We start from the raw sequence: 14,506 nt of genomic DNA, 5'->3' as shown, positions 1-14,506 counted from the left end.
TCGATAAGGACGTCGATTGTACGGCAGCCGCCGGCCGCGCGCAGGCGGCCGCTCGCCCCCGGGTTCAGACGGCGCGCATCACACAGCCAATACGTACTTCTCGCTCTTCATGCGCCAGCTGGCGAAGGCGACGATCAAGAGCGCCGGGACCAGCGAACACAGGAAGGTGAGCACGAACGGCGCGAAGCCGATGTCGCCGCTCTTGGCCAGTTCCTTGATCAGGGTCTGGTTCGACAGCATCGGCGTCAGGTACATCCACTGCGCCGTCTTGAGTTCCATGAACGAGACCACGAAGCCGGGGAGCAGCGGCAGGATCATCACCAGGCTGACCGTGGTCTGGGCTTCCTTGAACGTCTTGGCGTTCATCGCCATGGCGACGTACAGGGCGGAAGACAGCAGCGCCAGCGGCATCGTCGCCAGGCAGACCAGCAGCAGCTCGCCCCAGCCGAGGTTCCACGACATGCCGATTTCCTCCAGCGGCAGCCAGCGCAGGATCGCGTGGCCCAGCATCAGCACCACGGTGACGCCCAGCAGGGCCAGCACGCTCGAGGCGAGCCACTTGCCGCCCACCAGCTCCCAGCTGCGCGCCGGCTGCGCCATGAGCACTTCCAGCGAGCGCCGTTCGCGTTCGCCGGCCGTGCTGTCGACGGCCGACGACATGTTCAGGAGGAAGGCCGGGAAGAACAGGAAGCCGATCAGGCCGCCGATGACCATGGCCGAGCGCGAGGCATTGGTGCCGGTGTCGTAGCGTTGCAGCTGGATCGGCGCCAGCGTGGCCGGGGACACGCCGTGCGCCAGCAGGCGCGCGCTGGCGATATTGCTGCCATAGGCCTGCAGGATGTCTTCGAGCTCGCGCCGTTGCGGGCCGCTTTCGGCCGATGAGTCGAACCACAGCTCGATGCGCGCGGGCCGCATCGACTGGTAGTTGTCGATGAAATCGTCCGACAGGCGCAGCACGGCCGCGATCTTCTTGCCATGCAGGAGTTCGCCGATCGCTTCCTCGGTCATGGGGCCGGATTCGTTGATCGTCACGCTGCGTTCGCGCAGCTGGGCGATCAGGGTCGGGGCCTTGGCGGCGCCGATCACGGTCAGGTGGATGCCTTCGCGCTCGGTGCGGGTGCTCTTGTCGATCAGCTGGTGCAGCGTGACGCCGAGGATCGCCGGATAGAACAGCACCGCGAGCACCAGAAAGCCGAAGGTGCGCCGGTCGCGCAGGGTTTCGCGCAGCTCTTTCAGGAATACGACCTTGAGTTTGGACTTCATGCGATACCTTCCTCGGTGCCGACCAGGCTGACGAACGCGTCTTCCAGGTCGGCGATGCCGGTGCGCCGGCATAGTTCTTCTGGCGAGCCCTGGGCCACGGTATGGCCTTTGGCGATGACGATCACGTCCTCGCACAGGTGGATCACCTCCTGCATCACGTGGGTGGCCATGATCACGCAGCAGCCGTCCTCGCGCAGGGCGTTCAGCGCGGTGCGCAGCGCGCGCGTGCTCATCACGTCCAGGCCGCGGCTCGGTTCGTCGAGCAGCAGGTGGCGCGGGCGGTGCAGCAGGGTGCGCGCCAGCGCCACCTTGATGCGCTGGCCCTGCGAGAAGCCCTTGGTCTGGCGCTCGAGGATGTCGTCCATCCCGAGCAGTTCCGACACTTCGCCGACGCGCTTGCGCAGCGCGGCGCCGTCCATGCCGTTCAATTCGCCGAAGTAGGTCAGGTATTCGCGCGTGGTGAGGCGTTCGTACAGCCCGAACTGGTCGGTCAGGAAGCCGATATTGCGGCGTACCGCCATCGGATCCTGCTCGGGGTCGACGCCGCCGATCGAGATGCTGCCGTGGTCGCGTTTGAGCAGCCCGACCAGGGTGCGCAGCAGGGTGGTCTTGCCGGCGCCGTTGGGGCCCAGCAGCGCGGTGATCTGGCCGTCGCGCGCGGTGAAGGAAACGCCGCCCAGCGCCTGGACGGCGCCGAACTGCTTGCGTACATCATGGACTTCGATCATGGGGTTTCCGACATTCAAGGTTGCGGCCCGGCGCTGCCGAGCTGGAAGGTGGGGGCCGGCACCTCGGCCATGCAGGCGGCGTCGAGCTTGTCCTGCGGCCGGTCGAGGAAGGCGCGCAGCAGGCGCGGCGCGCAGCCGAGCTGCGAGACACCATGCCCGGCATTGGCGACCACGACGTGCTGGGCCCGGGCCATCGATTTGGCGGCCGCCTCTGCGCGGTGCGGCGGCGTGACCGGATCGAGGGCGCCCGACAGCAGCAGGGCCGGCGCTTCGATGCGCGATGGCGCGACGTGTGGCACCGCCGGCACCTTGATGTCCTGGCACAGCCTGGGCATCATCTCGGCCAGCGGGCGCGCCAGCACGGCGGCGTCGGCTTTCATCAGCGCGGGCGTAAAGCGCGGCACGTCTTCGGCGCACACCACGGCGAAGTGCAGCAGCATCGACATGCTGGCGTCGTTGCCGAAGTCGCCGGCCAGGTTCTGGCGCGCGACGAACGGCTCCCAGCGCCCGCGGCTGGCGCTGTGGATCAGGAAGGGCAGGCGGCGCGCATCGGCCGGCGCATACAGGATGTTGTGCACGGTGCCGAGAAAGCGCTGCGGGCTCATGGTGAACTCGGTCGGCTCGGCGGTGCGCGGATTTGGCAGCGACAGCCGCACATTGCCCGTTTCGACCTTCGCAACCAGCGCGTCGAATTCCGCCGCCAGGCGTGGATAGGCCTTGTTGCAGGCGGTGTCCCTGGCGCAGGCGGCGAACAAGGAGTCGAGCGCGGCCTGGCTGTCACGCCCGCCGGCCGGGATCACCTGGTCGGGGGCGGCCACGCCGTCCAGCACCAGGCTGCGCACGCTGGCGGGATAAGCGCGCGCATAGGCCTGGCCCAGGCGCGTGCCGTAGGAGCCGCCCCACAGGTTCACCTGGCGGTAGCCCAGCGCGCGCCGCACCTGTTCCAGGTCGCGCGCCGCCGCCGCCGTGGTGTAGGCGGCCAGCGGCTGCTTGTTGTTGGCGATGCAGGCGCGCAGTTCGGCCATCAGCTCGTCGTCGGTCATGCGCTCGTGTTCCGGCTTGCTTTCGCAATCGAGTTTGCCCGAGCGGCCGGTGCCGCGCTGGTCGATGAAGACGATGTCGCGGGTGGCGCGCACGCGGTCGAAGGCGAGCTTGAGCAGGGGCAGGACGTCGCTGCCGGCCTGGCCGGGGCCGCCGGCCAGCACGAACAGCGGGTCGCCGCGGGTGCCCTGGCGATAGGCCGGGGCCACGGTCACGTGCAGTTTCAGTGGCGCGCCTTGCGGCTTGGCATAGTCGAGCGGGACGTCGACGCTGACGCAGCGCAGCGCTTCGACCACGCCGGGCAGGTGGCAGCTGCGCTCGGTCTTCGACGGCGCCGGCGCGCCGGCGGCGGACTGGGCGCCGGCAAGGCCCGGCGCCAGCAGCGGCAGGCACAATATGGCGGGCAGAATCTTGAATCTCTTCACAGCATCTCCTCAGGTTGCAACGATGATAAGTTCGCGCTGTTTCCCCGGTCAACCGATTGTTTCAACTATGCATCAAGGCATGCGTTCCGGGTAGTGTCCGTGCGCAAGCGCGCTGGAAGTGCTCGCTCGATGCGGGTGGGGATTGACGGCAAGGCAGCAGTAGGGGTATGATTGCCGGCTTTCCGTTTGCTCAGGAAAGACAATAAGGACGAGTCCGCTGAAGCTTTGTGCGGAACCACCATTTGAGCAATTTTTTCTTTTGGATTAAACATGAAAACTTTTTCCGCTAAGGGCCACGAAGTCCAGCGCGACTGGTTTGTCATCGACGCGACGGACCTGGTCCTCGGACGTGTTGCCAGCGAAGTGGCACTCCGACTGCGCGGCAAGCACAAGCCAGAGTTCACCCCGCACGTCGACACCGGCGATTTCATCGTCGTGATCAACGCCGGCAAACTGCGCGTGACCGGCACCAAGGCCACCGCGAAAACGTACTACCGTCACTCGGGCTACCCGGGCGGTATCTACGAAACCAACTTCCTGAAAATGCAACAGCGTTTCCCAGGTCGCGCACTCGAGAAGGCTGTCAAGGGCATGCTGCCTAAAGGCCCACTCGGCTACGCCATGATCAAGAAGCTGAAAGTGTACGCGGAAGGTTCGCACCCGCACGCTGCTCAGCAACCACAAGCACTGACCCTCTAAGGAACTGACATGATCGGTAACTACAACTACGGCACCGGCCGTCGCAAGAGTGCAGTCGCTCGCGTGTTCATCAAAGCTGGCACCGGCCAGATCATCGTGAACGGTAAGCCGGCATCGGAATACTTCTCGCGTGAAACCGGCCTGATGGTGATCCGTCAGCCGCTGGAACTGACCGGCAACGTCGAACGTTTCGACATCAAGATCAACGTGCACGGCGGTGGCGAATCGGGCCAGGCTGGCGCCGTCCGTCACGGCATCACCCGCGCACTGATCGACTACGACGCAGGCCTCAAGGGCGACCTGGCACGTGCCGGTTTCGTCACCCGTGACGCCCGTGAAGTCGAGCGTAAGAAAGTTGGTCTGCGCAAGGCACGTCGCGCAAAGCAATTCTCGAAGCGTTAATCAGCTTCACTGCAGTCTTCTCCGGCGCCTTCGGGCGTTGGACCCAAAGAAGCCGTCCGCCGCAAGGTTGGGCGGCTTTTTGCATGGAGCCCAGTCTTACTGGGCGGAACAGGCTCGGGACAGGTGCAACCTGGGTTTCACAGGCTGTTAAAATGCAGCCTCGTCCTGGGAAGGGCTTTTTTACCATTACTGAAGGAACAGACATGATTAAAGTTGGCATCGTCGGCGGAACCGGATACACGGGCGTGGAATTGCTGCGGCTGTTGGCCGTTCATCCGGATGTGCAACTGACGGCGATCACCTCGCGCAAGGAAGACGGCCTGCCGGTAGCCGATATGTTTCCTTCGCTGCGCGGCCGCGTCGATATCGCCTTCTCGAGCCCCGACAAGGCCGACCTGAAGCAGTGCGACGTGGTGTTCTTCGCCACCCCGCACGGCGTGGCGATGGCCCAGGCGCCCGAGCTGCTGGCGGCCGGCGTCAAGGTGATCGACCTGGCGGCGGACTTCCGCATCAAGGACCGCGCCGTCTTCGAAAAATGGTACAAGATCGAGCACACCGCGCCCGAGCTGCTGAATGAAGCCGTCTATGGCCTGCCGGAACTGAACCGCGACGCCATCAAGGGCGCGCGCCTGATCGCCAACCCGGGCTGCTACCCGACCACGATGCAGCTGGGCTTCTATCCGCTGCTCAAGGCCGGCCTGATCGACGCCGGCAGCCTGATCGCCGACTGCAAGTCGGGCGTCTCCGGCGCCGGCCGCAAGGCCGAGATCGGCACGCTGTTCTCGGAGTCGAGCGACAACTTCAAGGCCTACGGCGTCCATGGTCACCGCCATACCCCGGAAACCTCGGCCCAGCTGGCGCGCTATACCGACCAGAAGGTCGGCCTGATCTTCACTCCGCACCTGGTGCCGATGATCCGCGGCATGCACGCGACCCTGTACGCGCGCCTGACGCAAGAGATCGACAACGCCGCCCTGCAGGCACTGTTTGAACAACAGTACCAGGACAGCGAATTCGTCGACGTCATGCCGTTCGGCTCGCATCCAGAGACGCGCTCGACCCGCGGTTCGAACATGCTGCGCCTGGCGCTGCACCGTCCGGAAGGCACGGACACCGTCGTGATCCTGGTGGTGCAGGACAACCTGGTCAAGGGCGCCTCGGGCCAAGCCGTGCAGTGCATGAACCTGATGTTCGGCCTGGAAGAGTCGAAAGGCTTGCAGCAGATCGCATTGTTGCCATAACAGACAATGACCGGGGCCACGCCCGTTGCGTGACCCGATGCAGATCAAAGCGACGACCTTTGAGCCGGGTAAATTGACTGTTGGACACGTTCAATCCAGCGGTCAACCTCAGAGGTGCGTCATGTTTGGTCGACAAGTGAAAAGCGAGATAGACAGCCTGGTCGGTATCTCGGCCCGCATCGAGGGCGACCTGAGTTTCACCGGCGGGCTGCGCATCGACGGTGAAGTCCACGGCAATGTGGTGGCGGCCGATGGCGCCGACAGCATGCTGATCGTGTCGGAGCATGCGCGCATCGAAGGCGAAGTGCGCTGCGCCAGCCTGGTGGTCAATGGGTATATCGCCGGCGCGGTTTATTCGTCGGAACTCCTTGAATTACAGCCGAAAGGCCGCATCAATGGGGATGTACACTACCGTTTGCTCGAGATGCACGGCGGGGCGTTGGTAACAGGTAAATTAACGCACCAGCCGGCCAGCGAGCCGGTGTTTCATCTAGCCGACGTCGCCGAAGGCTCGGCAGCATGACTTCCGCCAACCGTCTATAATGGTCGGTGTTTGATTTATTCAGGAGCTTTCCCATGACCGCAGTCGCCGAAGTAGTAGATTTCGACACGATTCCCGTACCAATCAACTTCACCGACAGCGCCGCGCAGAAGGTTGCTCAGCTGATCGAAGAAGAAGGCAACCCCGACCTCAAGCTGCGCGTCTTCGTGCAGGGCGGCGGTTGCTCGGGCTTCCAATATGGTTTCACCTTCGACGAGATCGTCAATGACGACGACACGACGATGGAAAAGGCAGGCGTCCAGCTGCTGATCGACTCGATGAGCTACCAGTACCTGGTCGGCGCCGAGATCGATTACAAGGACGACCTCGAAGGCGCCCAGTTCGTGATCAAGAACCCGAACGCCACCTCGACCTGCGGCTGCGGTTCGTCGTTCTCGGCGTAATCGTTGTCGGCATGTCCAGGCCCCGGGTCTGGATCATCGACGGCCCGCTCGCGCGGGCCGTTTGTTGTTTACTGCCTGCGCAGCAGTCCGCGGCGCCGGCATGACCGTCTCTGAGAGGTAGCAATGACCGTATTCGCCATGCCCGTCTTCGACGCCACCGTGATTTACGAGGGCAAGGAATTGTTCAAGGGGCAGGGAGCCGCCAAAGGCTGGGCCGACAAGCTGGCCCGGGAAATCGAGACCACCGTCACGGTGGAAAAGATCGGCACCGGCTGGGCGCTGTGCGGCCTGGTCGATGGCGTGCCGTGCCAATGGGGCATCCTCGGCCAGCGGCTCAAGCGTCTCGACTGACGCCGCAAGATATCAATTCAACATCAAGGTAATTCATGGACAAGACCAATCTCGCGAAATACGATGCAAAGAAGCTGATGAACAAGATGGGGCCCAAGGGCGCCGTCATCGGCAAGGCAGGCGATGCGCCTGCAGCGGATCGCCGCGAACAACGCGAACGCGACCGCGCGCTCGGCCTGGTGCCGTTCGCCGTCAAGCTCAATGGTGACCTGGTCAAGCAGTTGCAGGCGCTGAGCAAGGAGCAGGACGTCGACCTGAACGAGCTGGTGGCGCAGTTGCTGCAAAAAGGCCTGGCTGCCTGAACCTCAGGCCGGGTACAGCGCTCCCAGGATGCGCGGGCCGCGCGCGCCGGTGACGGCCGGCAGGTTGCCCGGCTCGCGGTGCGTGAAGCGCCAGCCCAGCCAGGCGAAGGCGAGCGCCTCGACCCGGTTCGGCGCCACGCCCAGGGCCGCCGTCGATTCCACTTTCACACCGTCGAGCTCCGCGCCAATGGCGCGCAGCAGGGCGCCGTTATAGGCCCCGCCGCCGCAGACGTACACCGCCTCCGGCGTGACGCCTTCGTCGAGGATCGCGCGTGCGATCGTCACCGCCGTCAATTGCACCAGGGTCGCCTGCACATCGGCCGGCGCGAGCCTGCCGAAGGGCGAGAGCCTGGCATCGAGCCATGCCGCGTGGAACAGGTCGCGGCCGGTACTCTTGGGCGCCGGCTGGCGGAAATACGGCTCGTCGAGCAGGGCATCCAGCAGGGGCCGGTGCAGCGCGCCGCTGGCGCCCCAGGCCCCGTCCTCGTCATAGGCGCGGCCATGGTGGCGCGCAATCCAGAGGTCGAGCAAGACATTGCCCGGGCCGGTATCGAAGCCGGTCACGCGGCCGTCGCCATGCAGCACGCTGATATTGCCGATGCCGCCGATATTCACCACCACGCGCGCGGTGCCCGGCTTGCCGAAGGCGGCGTCGTGGAACGCCGGCACCAGCGGCGCGCCCTGGCCGCCGGCGGCGACGTCGCGGCTGCGGAAGTCGGCAATCACGTCCAGGCCGGTCAGTTCGGCCAGCAGGGCCGGGTTATTGGTCTGGCGCGTCCATCCCAGCTCGGGACGGTGGCGGATGGTCTGGCCGTGGACGGCGACGGCGGCCACCGGACCGGGGCTGGATGGGAGCAGGGCGCGCACGCAGTCGGCATAGGCCAGCGCCAGCCCATTGGCGGCCAGCGCCTCGCGCTCCAGCTCGTTGGCGCTGGCGGCCTGCAGGGCCATCAGCTCGCTGCGCAATGCCGCCGGGAGCGGCGTGAAGGCGGCGGCCAGGGTCTGGATGGCGCCATTGCCGAAGTCGGCCAGCACGCCGTCGACGCCGTCGAGGCTGGTGCCGGACATCAGGCCGATATAGAGGGAAGGTGTCGCGGTCATCGTTGTATCGGGTTCGGGTGCCAGTAGTTAAAGGCAAGCAAGCATACAAAAGAAAACGCCCTCCGGCATCGAAATGCGAGGAGGGCGTTTTTAATAGAGCGTGGTGCAGCTTAGCGGGCCGCCATCGACGAGCCGCTTGGCGCCATCAGCGAGAAGCGGTGATTCATCTCGGCGGCCGCCATGCGGAAGCGTGCCAGCTCGGCCTGGTTCAGCGGTTGCTGGGCCAGCGACTTGAACTTGTTCGGGTCCTTGGCCACGCCTGCAACGCGGAATTCATAGTGCAGGTGCGGGCCGGTCGACCAGCCGGTCGAACCGACGTAGCCGATCACCTGGCCCTGGCTGATCTTGGCGCCCTTGCGCAGGCCTGGCGCGATACGGCTCATGTGAGCGTAGGCGGTGCTGTAGCTCGACCAGTGCTTCAGGACGACCATATTGCCGTAACCATTGCCGTTGCCCGCGAAGTCGACGGTGGCATCGGCCACGGCGCGGATCGGGGTGCCGGTGGCGGCGGCGTAGTCGACGCCTTTGTGCGCCTTGAACTTGCCCGAGATCGGATGCACGCGCATCGAGAAGCCCGACGAGACGCGCGAGTATTGAATCGGCGACTTGAGGAAGGCTTTCTTGAGCGACTTGCCGTCCAGCGAGTAGTAACCACCCTGCTTGGAGACCGGATCTTCGTACCAGACCGACTGGTAGCTGGTGCCGCGGTTGACGAATTCGCCTGCCAGGATGCGACCGGTCTTGATCAGTTCGCCGTCGAGCCAGAAGGTCTCGTACACGACATTGAAACGGTCGCCGCGCTTGACGTCGCTGCGGAAGTCGATATTGGTCGAGAACATCTCGATGATCTGACCGACGATCGAATCCGGGATGCTGCCGCCATCGACGTTGGCGTCGGTGGCCGCATACAGCGAACTGGCGATCTCGCGCGAACGCATCTCGACGCGGCGCTCGAGCTTGGCCGGCGCCTCGATGGCGACGAATTCCTCGCCCTTGCGCTGGACGGTGATCGTGCGTGCCTCGCCGTTCTTGCCGTCGCTGACGGTGGCGCGCATCGACAGCAGCAGGCCGTTCTCGTCGGTCTCGGCCTGGATGCGCTTGCCGGTCTGGAGCGACAGCAGGCGCTTGGCGAGTTTGTCCGAACGAACGAACTTTTGCGCTTGCGCGTCTTCGATGCCGAGGCGGGTGAAGAGCGAGCCGAGCGAATCGCCGCGGCGGATGCGTTCTTCGTGGATGAATTGCTGCTCGTCTTGCTGCAGCGCGGCGATCTGGTCGGCCAGGTTCGGCAGTTCCAGGTCTTGCGCAACCGAGGTGACGGGCAGGTCGGAGGGATCGGGAGCGATCGGGGAAACACCCACTGCGCCGAAGGCGCACACGCTGAGGAAGACGGCGCTGGCGCTCAAAACGCGAGCTTTGCGGGTCGTCGGCAGTAGCGCTAGCAGGCTTTTACCAGTGATTTTCTGTATAGGGTTCATGCAATCAGTTAAAATTTGCGGCTGAACTTTCAAGGGCCATGTATTGTCATTTCCGAAAAGTTTTCTCAAGGAAATGTAAACAGGATCGTGAATTATACCAAAAGATGTGGTCCTACAACCGTTTTAGCCAATTTCCTACACGACTTTTATGACCTCAACTGCAGCTGGTGCTAGCACTCCGGCAACTTCCATTAAAGCTTTGCCACTGACTGACAAGGTCCTCGAGTCCCTCGCGATCGCCAAGCGCGGCGTCGACGAACTGCTGGTCGAGAGCGATTTTGCGCAGAAACTGGCACGATCGGAACAGACCGGCAAGCCGCTGCGCATCAAGCTGGGCCTGGATCCAACGGCCCCAGACTTACATCTCGGCCATACCGTCGTACTGAACAAGTTGCGTCAATTGCAAGACCTGGGTCACCAGGTAATTTTCCTGATCGGTGACTTCACGTCGATGATTGGCGACCCGTCGGGTCGCAACGCCACGCGTCCGCCACTGACCCGCGAGCAGGTCGAGGAAAACGCGATGACGTATTTCCGCCAGGCGTCGCTGGTGCTGGACGCCGGCCGCACGGAAATCCGCTACAACTCCGAATGGTGCGACCCTTTGGGCGCGCGCGGCATGATCCAGCTCGCCTCGCGCTACACCGTCGCACGCATGATGGAGCGCGACGATTTTACCAAGCGCTACAAGAGTGGGACTCCGATCGCCGTGCATGAGTTCCTTTATCCGCTGATGCAGGGCTACGATTCGGTCGCTTTGCAGTCAGATCTTGAGCTGGGTGGAACGGACCAGAAATTTAACTTGCTGGTTGGCCGCGAGCTGCAGAAGGACTACGGCCAGGAACCGCAGTGCATCCTGACCATGCCGCTGCTGGAAGGCCTGGACGGCGTCGAAAAGATGTCCAAGTCCAAGAACAACTATATTGGCATCACCGAATCCCCGAACAGCATGTTCGGCAAGCTGATGAGCATCTCGGACGAGATGATGTGGAAGTATTTCAACTTGCTGTCCTTCCGCTCGGAGAGCGACATCGCGCAATTGAAGGCGACGATCGACGGCGGCGCCAACCCGCGCGATGCGAAAGTGGCGCTGGGCAAGGAAATCGTCACGCGCTTCCACTCGGCCGGGGCGGCCGACGACGCGCTGGCCGATTTCGTCAACCGCTCCAAGGGCGGCATCCCGGACGACGTGCCTGAAGTGTCGCTCTCCGGCGCACCGCTGGGCCTGCCGCAACTGCTGAAGGCCGCCGGCCTGTGCGCCTCGACCTCGGAAGCCATGCGCATGGTCGACCAGGGCGGCGTGCGCATCGACGGCGCCGTGGTCAGCGACAAGGGCCTGCAACTGGCGGCCGGCACCCTCGTGGTGCAGGTCGGCAAGCGCAAGTTCGCCCGCGTGACCCTGTCGCCGGCCGCATGATCGGCCTGCTGCAACGCGTGAGCGAAGCGGCGGTGCGCGTCGACGGCCAGACCGTCGGCGCCATCGGCCCCGGCCTGATGGTGCTGGTGTGCGCCGAAAAGGGCGATACCGAACGCGAGGCCGACCTGCTGTTGGCCAAGTTGCTGGGCTACCGCGTTTTTTCCGACGAAGCCGGCAAGATGAACCGCAGCGTGACGGACAGCGGCGGCGGCCTGCTGCTGGTGCCGCAGTTCACGCTGGCGGCCGATACCAAATCGGGCACGCGCCCCTCGTTCTCGCCGGCCGCCGCGCCGGAGGACGGACGGCGCCTGTTCGGGCATGTCGTGCGCCAGGCGCGGGAGCGGCATGGCATTGTCGAGACCGGCGTATTTGGTGCTGATATGAAAGTGTCGCTCGTCAACGATGGCCCGGTCACATTCTGGCTGCGTATTGACCCGATCGTAGCTGCGCGCTGAAACCCGCGCCTGGCGCCAAGGTCTAACGTACAGTCTGGGAGGACGTATGCGAATCTGGAGCGACTCATTCACCGACGGGGGCGACATCCCCGCCGCCTGCGCGTTCGCGGTCAGCGACCCCGCCACCCATGTCAAGTTGTCGAGCAACCGCAATCCCCATATCGCCTGGGACGAGGTGCCGGCCGGCACGCAGTCGCTGGTGCTGATCTGCCACGATCCCGACGTGCCGTCCGACGACAGCGACGTCAACAAGGAGGGCCGCACCGTGCCGGCCGCCTTGCCGCGCGTCGATTTCTTCCATTGGACGCTGGCCGACATCCCGGTCTGTCTCAAGTCGCTCGCCGAAGGCATGTTTTCCGACATGGTCACGCCGCACGGCAAGCCCGGTCCCGAAGTCGCCTTCACCATCAAGAACGGCACCGAGCACAAGCTGCGCCACGGGGTCAACGACTATACGGGCTGGCTCGCGGGCGACCCCGACATGGCGGGCGAGTTCTACGGCTATGACGGCCCGTACCCGCCATGGAACGACGAGCACGTGCACCATTATGTCTTTACGCTGTATGCGCTCGACATCCCGCGCCTGCCGCTGGAGGGGCGCTTCACCGGATCCGAGGCGCGCATGGCGATCCAGGGACATATCCTCGACGAGGCGCGCATCTTCGGCACCTATTCGCTCAATCCCCGGGCCACGGCCGACGTGGCCACGGACCTGTCGACCGACCTGTCGACGTAATCGGCTGATTTTTTTGACCGCCCCGAGGTTCGGGTGCAAGGACCTCATGACTTTGAACGACGCGCCTGCGGGCACGACCACGATCCTCCTCATCCGCCATGGCGAAACCGCCTGGAATGCCGAGCGCCGGCTGCAGGGCCATCTCGACATCGCGCTCAATGCCGAAGGCGGGCGCCAGGCCGCGGCGCTCGGCGCGGCGCTGGCCGGCGAGCGTATCGACCTGGTCGTGTCGAGCGACCTGGCGCGCGCGCGGCAGACGGCCGAGGCGATCATCAGCGCCCGCGGGCCGCGCGGGATCGATGGCGCAGGCCTGCGGCTCGATCCCCAGCTCCGCGAGCGCTGCTACGGCGGCTTCGAAGGCTTGCTCTACAGCGAAATCGCGGCCCGCTTTCCGCTCGAATTCGCTGCCTGGCAAGCGCGCAACGTCGATGCGGTTCTGCCGCCAGGAAAGAATCAGGGCGAAACCTTCCGCGGCTTCTTCGCGCGCGCGACGCAGGCAATCCTGGGGCATGCGGCGCGCCACCCCGGCCAGACCCTGGCGCTGGTGGCGCATGGCGGCGTGCTCGAGTGCGCCTACAGGTCCGCCCTCGGCCTGCCGCTGGAAACGCCGCGCGACTTCAAGATACATAACGCCAGCATCAACCGTTTCGTCGTCGAACAGGGCGCACTGAAGCTGGTCGGCTGGGGCGATGTCGAGCACCTGCGCGACGACCGGCGCACGCCGGCGCTGGACGAATTGCCCTGACAGCGATGCGCGTCAAGCGGCGATACAACGCCTGTTTCTTCGCCTTGCCAATATCGCACGCGCAACAATCCCGATAATTTTGCTGATAATTTGAGCAGCGCTTGGGGTAAAATAGCAGGTTCCCAAGAAACTTCTGAGTTTTTCTGCTGTGCAAATAGGTCCATATCACCTGCGTAATAACGTCTTTGTCGCCCCCATGGCCGGAGTGACGGACCGTCCGTTCCGGCAACTGTGCAAGCAGCTCGGCGCGGGCTATGCGGTGTCCGAAATGGCGGCGTCGAACCCGCGCCTGTGGGCCAGCGAGAAGACGTCGCGCCGCATCGACCATGCGGGCGAAATGGAGCCGAAGGCGGTGCAGATCGCCGGCGCCGATCCTAAAGACCTTGCCGATTGCGCGAAGTTCAACGTCGAGCGCGGCGCCCAGATCATCGACATCAATATGGGTTGCCCGGTCAAGAAGGTGTGCAACAGCTGGTGCGGTTCGGCCCTGTTGCAGCACGAAGACCTGGTCGAGCGCATCCTGCACGCCGTGGTCGAGGCGGTCGACGTGCCGGTCACCCTGAAGTTCCGCACCGGCTGGGATCGCCAAAACAGGAACGCGCTGCGCATCGCGCGCCTGGCCGAGCAGGCCGGCATCCAGATGCTGACCCTGCATGGCCGCACCCGCGCCGACGGCTACAAGGGCGAGGCCGAGTACGACACCATCCGCGCCGTGAAGGAAGCGGTGAGCATCCCGCTGGTGGCCAATGGCGACATCACGACGCCCGAGAAGGCGAAATTCGTGCTCGACCATACCGGCGCCGACGCGGTCATGATCGGCCGTGCGGCCCAGGGCCGTCCCTGGATCTGCCGCGAGATCGACCATTACCTGCGCACCGGCGAACACCTGCCGGCGCCGCTGGTGGACGAGGTGCGCGGGTTGATGAACGAGCACTTGCCGGCCCATTACGCCTTCTATGGCGAATACGTCGGCGTGCGCACCGCGCGCAAGCACATCGGCTGGTATGTCCAGGACTTGCCGGGCGGCGAGGAATTCCGGCAGCGCATGAACCTGCTGGAATCGACGGCCGAGCAACTGGCGGCGGTCGATGACTTTTTCAAATCGCAGCACAGGCATGGCGAGCGGTTACAATACCGCCCCGCGCATCCTGACCTCGACGCGATCGCGGCGTAGGCAAGT

Annotated in this window: 17 protein-coding genes; 12 read left to right on the top strand and 5 right to left on the bottom strand. The window is 64.6% G+C overall.

All coding sequences use genetic code 11. The features are described from left to right. Positions 1-78: 78 nt before the first annotated feature. From ACZ9AQ_RS16195 to ACZ9AQ_RS16185, 3 genes are read right to left on the bottom strand one after another with little or no spacing between them, the layout of a single operon-like run. Positions 79-1,263, bottom strand: coding sequence for an ABC transporter permease (locus ACZ9AQ_RS16195; protein WP_429204582.1), 1,185 nt, complete (start codon positions 1,261-1,263; stop codon positions 79-81). Further along, positions 1,260-1,991 (bottom strand): ABC transporter ATP-binding protein, encoded by a 732-nt coding sequence (locus tag ACZ9AQ_RS16190; RefSeq protein ID WP_429204580.1) that lies wholly within the window; start codon positions 1,989-1,991, stop codon positions 1,260-1,262. Before ACZ9AQ_RS16190 ends, ACZ9AQ_RS16195 begins: the two co-directional genes overlap by 4 nt. Positions 1,992-2,005: 14 nt before the next feature. Then, positions 2,006-3,457, bottom strand: coding sequence for an alpha/beta hydrolase (locus tag ACZ9AQ_RS16185; RefSeq protein ID WP_429204578.1), 1,452 nt, complete (start codon positions 3,455-3,457; stop codon positions 2,006-2,008). A 270-nt stretch (positions 3,458-3,727) separates the two neighbouring features. Between ACZ9AQ_RS16185 and rplM the strand changes: the two genes are divergently transcribed. The 7 genes from rplM (at position 3,728) to ACZ9AQ_RS16150 (ending at position 7,397) form a co-directional block, all read left to right on the top strand. Beyond that, a complete protein-coding gene (gene rplM, locus ACZ9AQ_RS16180; protein WP_123069984.1) occupies positions 3,728-4,156 on the top strand; it encodes a 50S ribosomal protein L13 in 429 nt (142 codons plus the stop codon). Between the two features lie 9 nt (positions 4,157-4,165). Beyond that, a complete protein-coding gene (rpsI, locus tag ACZ9AQ_RS16175; RefSeq protein WP_429204576.1) occupies positions 4,166-4,558 on the top strand; it encodes a 30S ribosomal protein S9 in 393 nt (130 codons plus the stop codon). Between the two features lie 203 nt (positions 4,559-4,761). Then, positions 4,762-5,799 carry an N-acetyl-gamma-glutamyl-phosphate reductase gene (gene argC, locus ACZ9AQ_RS16170; protein WP_429204574.1) on the top strand — a complete coding sequence of 346 codons (1,038 nt, stop codon included), beginning with the start codon at positions 4,762-4,764 and terminating at the stop codon, positions 5,797-5,799. Between the two features lie 121 nt (positions 5,800-5,920). Next, positions 5,921-6,322: a bactofilin family protein gene (locus ACZ9AQ_RS16165; protein ID WP_429204696.1), complete on the top strand. Its 402-nt coding sequence runs from the start codon at positions 5,921-5,923 to the stop codon at positions 6,320-6,322. Between the two features lie 53 nt (positions 6,323-6,375). Beyond that, positions 6,376-6,744, top strand: coding sequence for an iron-sulfur cluster insertion protein ErpA (gene erpA, locus ACZ9AQ_RS16160; RefSeq protein WP_306391765.1), 369 nt, complete (start codon positions 6,376-6,378; stop codon positions 6,742-6,744). Positions 6,745-6,867: 123 nt separating this feature from the next. Beyond that, positions 6,868-7,095, top strand: coding sequence for a hypothetical protein (locus ACZ9AQ_RS16155; protein WP_429204572.1), 228 nt, complete (start codon positions 6,868-6,870; stop codon positions 7,093-7,095). A gap of 35 nt (positions 7,096-7,130) precedes the next feature. Beyond that, positions 7,131-7,397 (top strand): hypothetical protein, encoded by a 267-nt coding sequence (locus ACZ9AQ_RS16150; RefSeq protein ID WP_429204571.1) that lies wholly within the window; start codon positions 7,131-7,133, stop codon positions 7,395-7,397. 3 nt (positions 7,398-7,400) lie between these two features. On the opposite strand, the gene ACZ9AQ_RS16145 is transcribed toward ACZ9AQ_RS16150, so the two are convergent. Both ACZ9AQ_RS16145 and ACZ9AQ_RS16140 read right to left on the bottom strand, forming a co-directional pair. Further along, positions 7,401-8,498, bottom strand: coding sequence for an anhydro-N-acetylmuramic acid kinase (locus tag ACZ9AQ_RS16145; RefSeq protein ID WP_429204569.1), 1,098 nt, complete (start codon positions 8,496-8,498; stop codon positions 7,401-7,403). A 110-nt stretch (positions 8,499-8,608) separates the two neighbouring features. Then, positions 8,609-9,973 carry a peptidoglycan DD-metalloendopeptidase family protein gene (locus ACZ9AQ_RS16140; RefSeq protein ID WP_429204568.1) on the bottom strand — a complete coding sequence of 455 codons (1,365 nt, stop codon included), beginning with the start codon at positions 9,971-9,973 and terminating at the stop codon, positions 8,609-8,611. Between the two features lie 148 nt (positions 9,974-10,121). Between ACZ9AQ_RS16140 and tyrS the strand changes: the two genes are divergently transcribed. The 5 genes from tyrS (at position 10,122) to dusB (ending at position 14,500) form a co-directional block, all read left to right on the top strand. Beyond that, complete coding sequence (gene tyrS, locus ACZ9AQ_RS16135) at positions 10,122-11,390, top strand: tyrosine--tRNA ligase (RefSeq protein ID WP_429204567.1); 1,269 nt, start codon at positions 10,122-10,124, stop codon at positions 11,388-11,390. Then, the gene (gene dtd / locus ACZ9AQ_RS16130; RefSeq protein ID WP_429204566.1) at positions 11,387-11,845 is read left to right on the top strand and encodes a D-aminoacyl-tRNA deacylase; all 459 of its coding nucleotides are present in this window, start codon (positions 11,387-11,389) and stop codon (positions 11,843-11,845) included. The genes tyrS and dtd overlap by 4 nt, the downstream gene beginning before the upstream one ends. Before the next feature lie 46 nt (positions 11,846-11,891). After that, positions 11,892-12,581: a YbhB/YbcL family Raf kinase inhibitor-like protein gene (locus tag ACZ9AQ_RS16125; protein WP_429204564.1), complete on the top strand. Its 690-nt coding sequence runs from the start codon at positions 11,892-11,894 to the stop codon at positions 12,579-12,581. Between the two features lie 46 nt (positions 12,582-12,627). Further along, the gene (locus ACZ9AQ_RS16120) at positions 12,628-13,326 is read left to right on the top strand and encodes a histidine phosphatase family protein (protein ID WP_429204562.1); all 699 of its coding nucleotides are present in this window, start codon (positions 12,628-12,630) and stop codon (positions 13,324-13,326) included. Between the two features lie 148 nt (positions 13,327-13,474). Further along, positions 13,475-14,500 carry a tRNA dihydrouridine synthase DusB gene (dusB, locus tag ACZ9AQ_RS16115; RefSeq protein WP_429204561.1) on the top strand — a complete coding sequence of 342 codons (1,026 nt, stop codon included), beginning with the start codon at positions 13,475-13,477 and terminating at the stop codon, positions 14,498-14,500. The last annotated feature ends 6 nt before the right edge of the window (positions 14,501-14,506 follow it).

The organism is Massilia sp. UYP34, from assembly GCF_056279385.1.
This window is presented reverse-complemented; position numbering and strand designations above follow the sequence as displayed.